Here is a 12,548-nt window from a genome sequence, read left to right on the forward strand (position 1 = left end):
ACTGGCTTTCTCTTTTACTTGATAATGCCTTGCTCGACAAATATCTTCTTCAGAATTTCTACAGAGCGCTCCACCTGCTCTTCAGTATGGGTAGCCATGAGTGCATAGCGCACGAGAGTATCCTGAGGTGCACATGCAGGAGGAATAACAGGATTGATGAATACTCCTGCATTAAAGGCAAGTGCTGTTACAAGGAATGTCTTCTCCACATCACGCACATAAAGTGGAATAATAGGACTCTCTGTTTCTCCAATTTCAAAACCTTCTTCCTGGAAACGCTTCAAAGCATACTTCGTTACTTTCCACAAAGCCTCTATGCGCTCTGGCTCTTTCTGCAAGATGTGCAGAGCCTCAAGAGCTGCGGCTGTAGCTGCCGGAGTGTTAGAAGCCGAGAAAATATAGGTACGACAATTATGACGCAGGAAATTGATGGTATCTTTATCTCCTGCAATAAATCCACCAATAGAAGCCAAAGATTTAGAGAATGTTCCCATAATAAGATCTACCTCATCGGTCAAACCGAAATAGTCACAAACTCCACGTCCATGGTCTCCGAATACTCCAATACCGTGAGCTTCATCAACCATGATAGAACAGTTGTATTTATGCTTCAGCTCTACAATTTCTGGAAGTTTAGCCAAATCACCTTCCATCGAGAATACACCATCCACCACTATAAGTTTCACGGCCTCGTGAGGAAGATTCTGAAGCACACGCTCCAAATCTGCCATATCATTATGCTTGTAATGTAGCTGACGAGCAAACGAGAGACGACGTCCATCAACAATACTTGCATGGTCACGATCATCACAGATAATGTAGTCGTTCTTACCCACTACCATTGCCAACACTCCTTGATTCACACTAAAGCCAGTTGACAAGCAGAGGCAGTCGTCTTTATGAACAAACGCCGAGATTTCTTTTTCCAACTTGACGTGAAGATCAAGAGTACCATTAAGAAAACGGCTACCTGCACAGCCTGAACCATATTGATCCAAAGCAGCTTTAGCAGCATCAATGATTCGCTGGTCACCAGTCAATCCTGTATAAGCATTAGAGCCAAACATCAAAACTTTGTGGCCGCCCATTTCTACCTCCGTACCCTGTTTTCCTGTAATTTCACGGAAATAGGGATAAACACCAGCCTCCATAAATTTCTGAGGCTCGCGATAGTTTTTGTATCTTTCTTGTAATTGTCCCATGAGAATAGTTATCTACAGCTGAGCTGTTTTTATTCGTTTCGAACTGCAAAGTTACACAAATTTTATCAAAACGTGCAAAAAAAGAAATATTATTCGTTATTAAAATGTAATTTTATCTATTTTTGCATACTTTTTGAACGATTATTAGTACATTTGCATCGCATGAACGAAAAGAAAAGAATAACATTCATAGTCAATCCCATATCGGGAACGCATGGAAAGGATGCTATTCCTGACATGATTGCCAGCGAAATCGATGCACAACGCTTCGATGTTACTATTCGATTGACCGAACATGCCGGCCATGCTGCATCAATCGCACGCGAGTGTGCAGACAATGGTGCCGACATCGTCGTGGCAGTTGGTGGCGACGGAACCGTCAATGAAGTGGCGCGATCACTCACCCACACAGACACGGCTTTGGGAATCGTGCCCTGCGGTTCTGGAAATGGCCTTGCCCGCCATCTTTGCTTGCCGCTCAATCCACGCAAGGCATTAGGAGTCATCAACCGGGGTGTCGTAGAAAGTTTCGACTATGGAGTCATCAACGGACTGCCGTTTTTCTGCACCTGTGGCATGGGATTCGACGCGTTCATCTCACTCAAGTTCGCAGAAGCCGGCAAGCGTGGACCGCTCACCTATATAGAAAATGTGCTAAAAGAAGGTCTGAAATACAAGCCAGAAACCTATGAAGTCACCGACGATACCGGTGCACGAAGCTACAAAGCATTCCTCATTGCCTGTGCCAATGCATCACAATATGGCAACAATGCCTATATTGCACCAAATGCAACCATGAAAGACGGTATGATGGACGTCATCATCATGGAGCCATTTACAGCATTGGAAGCACCACAGATCAGCATCGACCTGATGAACAAGACGCTGACCAACAATTCTAAAATCAAAACCTTTAAGACGCGGTCCATTCATATCCACCGTTCCCAACCTGGCGCCATCCATTACGATGGAGACCCGATCATGACAAGTTCCGATGTCGATGTGCATATCGAACCGGCAGGAATCCGTATCGTCACCAACCCCAATGCCATGGAAGACCCCTGTCAACCCAATCCTTTCCTCAACGCATTCAGCGATTTCTTCAATAATATAAATAATGTTCGCGAGGATATTGAGAAAAGCGGCAGACGTATTCAAGCCATGAACAAACTAATGCTGCGTAAACTATCCAAATTATAAAAAACATGCAATACACCCTTGTCTTCATAGTCCTTGTCTTATGCGTGGGATATATTGCTTGGCGCATTTACCGTCAGCTTTCTGACCACGAAAATCCATGTCAAGGCTGCAAAGGATGCGAATTAAGCAAAAAAAACAGGAAAAAATTTGGTTGTTCAAAAAAATAGTATTACCTTTGCACTCGCTTAACAACAAGGTGCCTTGGATGAGTGGCTTAGTCAACGGTCTGCAAAACCGTCTACGGCGGTTCGAATCCGCCAGGCACCTCAAGAGTAAGGTTAACAGAAAGAGAGTCCACACGACTCTCTTTTTCTATATCATAAAATACTGCACAAGCCACATAGCTTCCACCAGGACATAATCAACCAGTCCACAAAAAAAATGTGTGGCTTATTTTCCTCTTCAGTTTTTACGGGTACAACGAAAATAAACGAAAGAACACAGAAGATTTGCTTTTTAGAAATATTATGCGTATCTTTGTGTATCATTTTGAAAACCACCTGCCCATGAACGGATATTCCATCATCAACGACCCGGTTTTCGGTTTTATAAAAATCGGAAAAGGACTGCACTACGATATCGTGCAACACCAGTTGTTCCAACGCTTGAATCGCATCAACCAACTCGGACTCGCATCTGTGGTATATCCAGGAGCACGACATACACGCTTCCAGCATTCCATCGGCGCCTACCACTTGATGTCAGAAGCAATCAAGTCGTTACTTGAGAAAGGCGTATATATCTTCGACATGGAAGCGGAAGCTGTTCTTGCAGCCATCCTCATGCACGACATCGGTCATGGCCCTTTCTCACATGCCCTGGAGAATACGCTCATCCACGACATATCGCACGAAGAGATTTCCATGATGATGATGGAACGCATGAATGAAGACTTTCATGGCGCTCTCAACCTCGCCATTTCTATCTTCAAAGACGAATACCACAACAAGATATTCCACCAACTCATTTCCAGCCAATTGGACATGGACCGTCTCGACTACCTGCGTCGCGATTCATTCTTTACCGGAGTGACTGAAGGAAACATTGGCAGCGATAGAATCATCAAGATGCTCAACGTGGTGGATGAACAACTCGTGGTGGAGTCGAAAGGTATATATTCAATAGAAAACTACCTGACAACGAGACGTCTGATGTACTGGCAGGTCTATCTGCACAAAACCGCCGTAGGATACGAAAAAGTATTGATCAACACACTACGAAGAGCAAAAGACCTCGTAAGAAAAGGAAATTCCCTTTTCGCCCCTCCCGCCCTCGCCTATTTTCTGAACAACGACATCAGCGCAGAAGACTTCCGGACCCAAAGTGCTGCATTACGCCATTATGCCGACCTTGACGATTGCGATATATGGAGTACACTCAAGGTATGGAGATACAACGAAGACAAAATTCTTTCCACTCTTGCCACAGACATGCTCGATAGAAAACTATTTAAAGTAGAAGTTCTTGAAAACGCTCCTGACAAGCATACTATCAACGAGATACGCAAGAATATAGCAGACACATTAGACATCTCTTTCGAAGAAACTGAATACATGGTATCCGTCGCTGAAATAGGCAAAGACATGTACAATCCAGAAGACGACAGTATCGGTATTCTTTACAAAGACGGTACCGTTAAGGATATTTCAGAGGCTTCAGAAATTCTCAATGTACAACTACTTTCCAAAAAAATACGCAAATATTACCTTTGTTACCAAAGAGTTTGAGAAAAAAATTGTAACTTTGCACCAATTTAATATTATTACAAACAAAAATATGGAGTTTACAGCCAAACAAATAGCCGATTTTATCGGTGGTCGTGTAGAAGGTGACGATAACGCCACTGTACACACTTTTTCGAAAATTGAAGAAGGCACAAAAGGTTCCATTACCTTCTTGTCAAATCCTAAATACACACAGTATATTTACGACACCAAGGCAAGTATTGTTCTTGTCAACAACGATTTGGTACTGGACCACCCTGTAGAAGCCACACTCATCCGTGTGGAAAATGCTTATGAGTGTGTGGCTAAATTGTTGCAACTCTATGCCGCAAGCATGCCCAAGAAGAAAGGCATCGATCCACTGGCATTCGTTAGCCCAACCGCAAAAATCGGCGCAGATGTATATATTGGCGCCTTTGCATACATTGGAGACGGCACAACAGTTGGCGACAACACTCAGATTTACCCCCATACTGTAGTAGGCGACGGCGTGAGCATCGGCAACGATTGCCTGCTCTATCCCAACGTCACCATTTATCAGGGTTGCCGCCTGGGTAACGATGTAACAATCCATGCTGGTAGCGTGATTGGTGCAGACGGATTCGGTTTTGCCCCCAGCCAAGAGGGTTATGATAAGATACCACAAATTGGTATCGTGGTCATCGAAGATCATGTAGAAATTGGTGCCAACACATGTGTTGACCGTTCTACCATGGGACAGACCGTACTTCATAAAGGTGTGAAGATAGACAACCTCATCCAGGTGGCTCACAACTGTGAGATTGGTGAGAACACGGTAATGTCTGCCCAGGTTGGCCTTGCTGGTTCTACTAAGATAGGCGCTTGGTGTATGGTAGGTGGACAGGCAGGATTCTCTGGTCATATCCACGTGGCAGACAAGACATTCATCGGCGCACAGGCTGGCGTAATCAGTAACACAAAAGGCAATGGTGAGCAATTGATTGGTTCTCCTGCCATTGAACCAAAGGGATTCTTCAAATCCTCTGCCATCTTCCGTAAGTTGCCCGATATGTATCGTGAACTCCACATGCTTCGTAAAGAACTCGATGAATTGAAAAAACAAAAATAAATATGAAACAGAAAACTTTGAAAGGCAGTTTCTCCCTCTTCGGAAAAGGACTGCACACCGGTCTGAACCTCACCGTGACTTTCAATCCTGCTCCAGAGAATACAGGATATAAAATCCAGCGTATCGACCTTGAAGGGGAGCCTGTCATCGATGCCATTGCAGAGAATGTCGTTGACACCCAGCGTGGCACGGTTCTTGCTAAAGGAGAAGCCCGCGTAAGTACCGTAGAGCATGGTCTTGCCGCCCTTTACGCCTTAGGCATCGACAACTGTCGTATTCAGGTGAATGGTCCTGAATTTCCTATTCTCGACGGAAGTGCTATACAGTATGTCAACAAAATCAACGAAGTGGGCATTGAGGAACAGAATGCGCCGAAAGACTATTACATCATCCGCAAGAAGATTGAGGTAAAAGATGAGCAAAGCGGCTCTACCATCACCATTCTGCCTGACGAAGAATTTTCACTCACAGCCATGTGCTCGTTTGAGTCGAAGTTCATCAACTCTCAGTTTGCAACCCTCGAAAAGATTGAAGCTTTCCCCACAGAGATTGCTGCAGCACGTACCTTCGTCTTTGTAAGAGACATACAGCCCCTGCTTCAAGCTAATCTGATTAAAGGCGGCGACATGGACAATGCCATCGTTATCTATGAGAGAAAGATTAGTCAAGAGCAACTCGACCAACTGGCAGACATGCTTCAAGTGCCCCACCTTAACGCAGAGGATTTAGGATATATTCAGCACAAGCCATTGGTATGGGAGAATGAATGTACACGCCACAAATTGCTTGACATCATCGGCGATATGGCTCTCATCGGCAAACCCATCAAGGGACGTATCATCGCCACTCGTCCAGGCCATACCATCAACAACAAGTTTGCCCGTCAGATGCGCAAGGAGATTCGCAAGCACGAAATCCAAGCTCCTATCTACGATCCCAACGACGAACCGGTGATGGACATCAACAAAATTCGTGAATTGCTGCCCCATCGTTATCCCATGCAACTGGTTGATAAGGTTATCGCCTTAGGAGCCAGCAGCATTGTCGGAGTGAAAAATGTGACAAGCAACGAACCTTTCTTCCAAGGCCACTTCCCCGAAGAACCCGTCATGCCTGGCGTGTTACAGATTGAAGCCATGGCACAATGTGGCGGTCTGCTAGTACTCAACACACTGGAAGAACCTGAGCGCTGGTCCACATATTTCATGCGTATTGACGATGTAAAATTCCGCCAGAAGGTAGTACCGGGCGACACGTTGCTGTTCAAAGTTGACCTGTTGGCACCTGTACGCCACGGTATTTCCAGCATGAAGGGATACATCTTCGTGGGTGATCACGTGGTAGCAGAAGCCACCTTTACCGCACAAATAGTAAAAAACAAATAATAACATCACGGTGTCTGCATACACAAACATATGCAGACCCTCTTAATTTTATAATATATGAATCAGATTCATCCTATGGCTATCGTTGATCCCGAGGCAAAACTCGGTGACAACAATGTGATTGGACCTTTCTGTGTCATTGACAAGAATGTTATCATTGGCGATAACAACAAGCTCTACAACGGAGTCACACTACACTATGGTACACGTTTGGGCAACGGCAATGAGATTTTCCCTGGCGCATCAATCTCCACCAAACCTCAGGATTTGAAATTCAAAGGTGAAGATACAACCTGTGAGATTGGCGACAACAACTCTATCCGCGAGAACGTTACCATCAGCCGTGGTACTGCCTCAAAAGGCAAGACCGTTGTAGGCAACGGCAATCTGTTGATGGAGAATATGCATATCGGTCATGACTGTGAGATTGGCAACGGTTGTATCATTGGTAACTCTACCAAATTTGCAGGCGAAGTCATCGTTGACGACTTTGCCATCATCTCTGCATGCTGCCTGTTCCACCAGTTTATCCATATCGGAAGCTATATCATGTTCCAAGGCGGCTCACGTACCAGCCAGGATATTCCTCCTTTCGTGATTGCAGGTAAGGAACCTGTACGCTATGCTGGCGTCAATCTGATTGGCCTGCGTCGTCGTGGATTCTCCAACGAGACCATCGAGGCCATTCACGACAGCTATCGCATCATCTACTCTAAAGGAATCCTCAAAGAGGGTGTTGCAGAGGCACGTGCCAAATATCCCGACTCAAAAGAGGTCGATTATATCTGCTCATTCATAGAGAACTCCAAGCGTGGAGTAATCCGCTAATATGCATACGTTGATTGTCGTCACCGGTCCTACGGCAGTGGGAAAAACCGCATTGACCATACGTTTGGCCAATCATTTAGGTATTCCCATCATCAATGCCGACTCCCGTCAGATATACCGGGAGATGAGAATCGGTACAGCGTCACCGAGCATAGAGCAGCAACAACAAGCACATCATTATTTTGTAGGCACCAAGAGTATTGCAGACTATTATAATGCCTCTATGTATGAGCAGGAAGTGATGCAATTACTCCAAGACGACCATCATCCTTATGCACTCCTATCGGGAGGAAGCATGATGTATATAGATGCTGTCTGCAATGGTATTGACGATATTCCTACCATACGTGATGACGTCAGAAAGGAGATGAAACGTCGTTATACAGAAGAAGGTCTTGAGGCTTTATGTGAAGACCTCAAACGTCTGGACCCAGAACACTATGAGATAGTAGATAAGCAAAACTATCGACGCGTGATACACGCATTAGAAATCTGCTATCAGACAGGGAAGACCTACACATCATTTAGAACACAAGAAAAAAAACAAAGACCCTTCCGTATTATCAAGATAGGACTGAACAGAGACCGTGAACAACTCTATCAACGGATCAACGCGAGAGTTGACGAAATGATGCAGCAAGGATTTTTAGAAGAAGTTGCTGCACTCCGTGAATACCGACATCTCAACGCACTCAATACCGTTGGCTATAAAGAACTGTTTGACTATATGGACGGGCGCTGGTCATTAGAAGAAGCCATAGAGCGTATCAAGGGGAGCACCCGTCGTTATGCTCGTAAGCAATTGACCTGGTATAAACGTGACGAAGCCATGAGATGGTTTCATCCTGAAGAAGAAAAAGACATTTTGAAGTATATTGATAATCTATGAAAGAGAGAATCGTTGAGTTTACAGCAAAAGCACGTCAGTGGCTCAAGAAATCATGGCTATGGTATAAAAGCTTGTATCAGGGACGTGCCTGGTACGTGAAAGGTGGTGTAGGATTTGCCTCGTTAATTATAGCCTTCATCTTCTACCTCATCATGGTAGATGTCAATTTTCTGTGGCTCTTCGGCAAGTCACCGTCCTTGAGAGCTATTATGCACCCAAAAACCATACAAGCATCAGAACTATACAGTGCTGACGGTGTCATGATTGGTAAGTATTTCAGCGAAAACAGAACCCCTGTTGCCTACGAAGAGATTAACCCTGTATTCTGGAAAGCTTTGATAGACACAGAAGACGAACGTTTCTACCATCATTTCGGTATTGACTTCCAGGGCGTTTTTGCAGCAGCAAAAGACTTTGTGGTTCACCATGATGCTCGTGGTGCCTCAACCATCACCCAACAGTTGGTGAAAAATATGTTCCGTGTTCGTACTGAGTATTCCACAGGTCTGTTGGGCAACATCCCTGGTGTAAAAATGCTCATCATGAAAAGTAAGGAATGGATTACCGCTGTGAAGATTGAGATGTTTTTCGATAAAAAAGACATCCTCACCATGTATGCTAATACAGTGGATTTTGGGTCCAATGCATACGGCATCAAAACTGCAGCAAAAACATATTTCGGTACCACACCAAAGGAATTGACCCCTGAACAGGCTGCTATTCTTGTCGGTCTGCTCAAGGCTACAACCTATTATAATCCCCGAACCAATCCCGACAATTCCTTCAAACGTCGTAATGTGGTACTCGACAACATGCGTCGACACAAGGATCTGACACGTGAAGCTTACGACACCCTTTCCAAGAAACCTATCCAACTCGACTATAGTGTGGAGAACAATTACGATGGACAGGCACAGTATTTCCGTGAGGCCGTTGCTGATGAACTTCACGACTGGTGTAAGGACAATGATATTGATCTCTACAGAGACGGTTTGAAGATTTACACCACTATTGATACGCGTATGCAGAAATACGCAGAACAGGCTGCAAAGCGACAGATGCGTATCATCCAACGTAACTTCAACAACCACTGGTCTGGCCAGAACCCATGGCAGGATGAGCGCCATCAGGAAATTCCTAATTTCATTGAAGATCTTGCAAAAAAATTGCCTTATTACAAATATCTGAGTCAACGATACGACAATAATACCGATTCTATCAACTACTATCTGAACCTTCCACACCCTGTGAAGTTGTTTGATTACGACGAAGGCATCATCGAGAAAAATATCTCAACGCTCGACTCCATCCGTTATATGGAACATTTCATGCACTGTGGATTCGTTGCAATGGAACCCGAGACGGGTCACGTAAAAGCATGGGTCGGTGACCTCGATTTCAGAACATGGAAGTACGACAAGGTGAAGTCGATGCGTCAACCTGGTTCTACGTTTAAGCTCTTTGTCTATGCTGAGGCCATGAACCAAGGTATTACTCCTTGTGACACACGTGAGGACTCCTATTTCTCTATGAAAGTCTTCGACAGCAAGAAAAACGAAGAAGTATTATGGGCCCCAACCAATGCCAACGGACGTTTCTCCGGTGCTAATGTCACGCTGAAACAGGCTTTCGCCATGAGTATCAACTCTATTGCTGTCAAACTCGGCCAAGAATGTGGTATTCCCAATATTGTAAAAACCGCACACGATATGGGTATAAAAAGTAAGTTGGATGCTACCCCTGCACTCGCCTTGGGTAGTAGCGATGTCAACCTCCTTGAACTTGTCAATGCATATTGTACACCGGTCAATGACGGTAAAACACACAACCCCGTCCTTGTCACCCGTATCGTAGATCGCGACGGCAAAGAAATCTATACTGCTCCTGAAGAGGAGAAACAAGTATTGACCTACAAGAGTGCTTTTCTCCTCCAACAATTGCTGCAGGGCGGTATGCAAGGAACAAGTTCTGCATTGGGACGCTGGACCAACCAATTTGCTCGTGATACAGATTTCGGCGGTAAGACTGGTACCTCTAACAACCATTCCGACGCATGGTTTGTTGGTGTTTCCCCACATCTCGTTGTCGGAGCATGGGTAGGCGGTGAATACCGTTGTATCCACTTCCGTACTGGAGCATTAGGTCAAGGGTCCAAGACAGCTCTTCCCATCTGTGGAGACTTCTTAGAACAGGTTCTTGGAGACCCTGCATTCAAAATGTATCGTGCTAAATTCGACAAACCACACGATACCGACATCACCATGCAAATGTATAGTTGCGGTGGCTATTTCAAAGAGCCTGCCGATTCAGACTCTATTGCCAGCGATAGTATCCAGCATATCGAACTGGAACAGCCCAATGAGAATGCTGTTGATCCTACTGCTCCTGTTGCGCCATCACCTGATGGTAACCAACACGGAACGCCCTCACAACCGAAGGCTGCAGAGGAGCCCAAACATACGGAAATTTAATTTTGCAAGACCTTTAACAGACCTTCTGTATTGAAATCGTCTATAGACACTACCAATGCGGAGTGGCAATCGGCACTCCAGATTGTCAACTTTACCCGTCGCTCGCTTTTCCTTACTGGGAAGGCAGGCACGGGTAAATCTACTTTTCTGCGTTATGTGTCTGAACATACAAAGAAGAAACACGTCATCCTCGCACCAACAGGTATTGCTGCCATCAACGCAGGAGGACAGACAATCCATAGTTTCTTCAAACTTCCTTTCCACCCGCTTCTTCCTAACGACAGCCGGTATGATGCACGCCATATCCGCAAAAGTTTGAAATATAGCGGAGACACGATCAAGATGTTGCGTGAGTTGGAACTCATCATCATCGATGAAATATCGATGGTTCGTTCTGATATCATCGACTTCATTGACAAAGTATTGCGCATCTACTGCCACAATATGCGTGAGCCATTCGGAGGCAAACAACTCTTACTCGTTGGCGATATCTTCCAGTTACAGCCTGTGGTGAAGTCTGACGAATGGCAACTCATGCAACCATTCTATGCTTCTGCCTATTTCTTCTCTGCCTCCGTTTGGCAAAAGATGGATCTCGTTAGCATAGAATTACGGAAAGTATATCGGCAAAAGGATGAAGATTTCATCCACATACTGGACCGAATCAGAAGCAATACCACAACGGATCATGACCTGCGAATCATCAATCAACGACTGGGGGCTTCTTTCCATAACAGCCAAGACGAGATGGCTATTACCTTGACTACCCGTCGAGATACAGCAGAACATATCAACAACGAACAACTGGCAGCTCTTGAAGGCAAAGCTACCGTCTTCAAAGGAAAAGTCCTTGGAGAATTTCCTGAGAGTTCCTACCCTGCCCCTATTGCGCTAGAGGTGAAACCTGGCACACAGGTGATCTTTATCAAGAACGACAAAGAACACCGATGGGTCAATGGTACCTTAGGGGTTGTCGTCGCCCTTGACGAAGAAGAAGGTATCATCACCATTTGCGACGAGACTGGTCATGAGCACGACGTAGAACGTGCCATTTGGGAAAATATGCGCTATACCTTCAATGAGAAGGAACAGAAGATAGAAGAGGAATTGCTCGGTTCATTCATCCAGTTTCCAATCCGACTGGCATGGGCCATTACCGTTCATAAGAGTCAAGGACTTACCTTCCGTCATGTGCGTATCGATTTCACAGGAGGCGCCTTTGCCGGCGGACAAGCCTATGTGGCATTAAGCCGATGCACCTCCCTGCAAGGCATTTGTTTAGAGTCGCCACTTCGTCGCAGCGACATCTTTGTCAAACCCGAAGTAATCGCGTTCGCTCAGCGATACAATAACAGCAGCCTCATCAACAAAGCCCTCCATGAGAGTAAAGCCGACTACGAATACAGGGAGGCCATGAGTGCTTTCGACGAACGCGATTTTCAAGCATTTCTGAAACATTTCTTCATCGCCATCCATAGTCGTTACGACATCGAACGGCCTGCTGCACAACGACTCATCCGCAGAAAACTCGCTGTCATCACCCAACTGGAAGAACAACGGCAGGAGGCTATCAACAAACTACATGATCGTGATGAGATGCTCAAACGCTTGGCTGTAGAATATGTCTCATTGGGACGTGAATGTGAGAAAGAACACATGACAGATGCCGCCATCCGTAACTATGAGAAAGCGCTTGAACTATACCCTGAGGCTCATGAAGCTAGCCGACGTATCAAAGTATTGAAGAAGAAGAAATAAA

General features: G+C 45.2%; 9 protein-coding genes and 1 tRNA gene. 9 read left to right on the forward strand and 1 reads right to left on the reverse strand.

Annotation, left to right across the window (positions count from 1 at the left end):
- Positions 1-14 precede the first annotated feature (14 nt).
- Entirely contained in the window at positions 15-1,202 is a 1,188-nt protein-coding gene (locus CIK88_RS10340) for an aminotransferase class I/II-fold pyridoxal phosphate-dependent enzyme (protein WP_094391663.1), read from the reverse strand.
- Positions 1,203-1,364: 162 nt separating this feature from the next.
- Here CIK88_RS10340 and CIK88_RS10345 point away from each other — a divergent pair, with 162 nt between their 5' ends.
- From CIK88_RS10345 to CIK88_RS10385, 9 genes are all read left to right on the forward strand, one after another.
- Positions 1,365-2,402: a diacylglycerol kinase family protein gene (locus CIK88_RS10345; RefSeq protein WP_094391662.1), complete on the forward strand. Its 1,038-nt coding sequence runs from the start codon at positions 1,365-1,367 to the stop codon at positions 2,400-2,402.
- Between the two features lie 195 nt (positions 2,403-2,597).
- Positions 2,598-2,669: transfer RNA gene (locus CIK88_RS10350), tRNA-Cys, on the forward strand.
- A gap of 239 nt (positions 2,670-2,908) precedes the next feature.
- A complete protein-coding gene (locus tag CIK88_RS10355) occupies positions 2,909-4,129 on the forward strand; it encodes an HD domain-containing protein (protein WP_094436342.1) in 1,221 nt (406 codons plus the stop codon).
- A gap of 49 nt (positions 4,130-4,178) precedes the next feature.
- A complete protein-coding gene (gene lpxD / locus CIK88_RS10360; RefSeq protein WP_094436289.1) occupies positions 4,179-5,216 on the forward strand; it encodes a UDP-3-O-(3-hydroxymyristoyl)glucosamine N-acyltransferase in 1,038 nt (345 codons plus the stop codon).
- A gap of 2 nt (positions 5,217-5,218) precedes the next feature.
- The gene (locus tag CIK88_RS10365) at positions 5,219-6,601 is read left to right on the forward strand and encodes a bifunctional UDP-3-O-[3-hydroxymyristoyl] N-acetylglucosamine deacetylase/3-hydroxyacyl-ACP dehydratase (RefSeq protein ID WP_094391660.1); all 1,383 of its coding nucleotides are present in this window, start codon (positions 5,219-5,221) and stop codon (positions 6,599-6,601) included.
- 57 nt (positions 6,602-6,658) lie between these two features.
- A complete protein-coding gene (lpxA, locus tag CIK88_RS10370; RefSeq protein ID WP_094391659.1) occupies positions 6,659-7,429 on the forward strand; it encodes an acyl-ACP--UDP-N-acetylglucosamine O-acyltransferase in 771 nt (256 codons plus the stop codon).
- A 1-nt stretch (position 7,430) separates the two neighbouring features.
- A complete protein-coding gene (gene miaA / locus CIK88_RS10375) occupies positions 7,431-8,318 on the forward strand; it encodes a tRNA (adenosine(37)-N6)-dimethylallyltransferase MiaA (protein WP_094436291.1) in 888 nt (295 codons plus the stop codon).
- On the forward strand, positions 8,315-10,789 hold the full coding sequence (locus CIK88_RS10380) for a transglycosylase domain-containing protein (protein ID WP_094436293.1): 2,475 nt from the start codon (positions 8,315-8,317) through the stop codon (positions 10,787-10,789). The genes miaA and CIK88_RS10380 overlap by 4 nt, the downstream gene beginning before the upstream one ends.
- A 30-nt stretch (positions 10,790-10,819) precedes the next feature.
- Positions 10,820-12,547 carry an AAA family ATPase gene (locus tag CIK88_RS10385; RefSeq protein ID WP_094436295.1) on the forward strand — a complete coding sequence of 576 codons (1,728 nt, stop codon included), beginning with the start codon at positions 10,820-10,822 and terminating at the stop codon, positions 12,545-12,547.
- Position 12,548 lies beyond the last annotated feature (1 nt).

Origin of the sequence: Prevotella sp. P5-50 (assembly GCF_002251295.1) — a bacterium.
Classification (GTDB): domain Bacteria; phylum Bacteroidota; class Bacteroidia; order Bacteroidales; family Bacteroidaceae; genus Prevotella.

Bases quoted from the DNA above. Each gene is read 5' to 3' on its own strand.
- CIK88_RS10340 (WP_094391663.1), bottom strand. From the start codon at position 1,202: ATGGGACAATTACAAGAAAGATACAAAAACTATCGCGAGCCTCAGAAA.
- CIK88_RS10345 (WP_094391662.1), top strand. From the start codon at position 1,365: ATGAACGAAAAGAAAAGAATAACATTCATAGTCAATCCCATATCGGGA.
- CIK88_RS10355 (WP_094436342.1), top strand. From the start codon at position 2,909: ATGAACGGATATTCCATCATCAACGACCCGGTTTTCGGTTTTATAAAA.
- lpxD (WP_094436289.1), top strand. From the start codon at position 4,179: ATGGAGTTTACAGCCAAACAAATAGCCGATTTTATCGGTGGTCGTGTA.
- CIK88_RS10365 (WP_094391660.1), top strand. From the start codon at position 5,219: ATGAAACAGAAAACTTTGAAAGGCAGTTTCTCCCTCTTCGGAAAAGGA.
- lpxA (WP_094391659.1), top strand. From the start codon at position 6,659: ATGAATCAGATTCATCCTATGGCTATCGTTGATCCCGAGGCAAAACTC.
- miaA (WP_094436291.1), top strand. From the start codon at position 7,431: ATGCATACGTTGATTGTCGTCACCGGTCCTACGGCAGTGGGAAAAACC.
- CIK88_RS10380 (WP_094436293.1), top strand. From the start codon at position 8,315: ATGAAAGAGAGAATCGTTGAGTTTACAGCAAAAGCACGTCAGTGGCTC.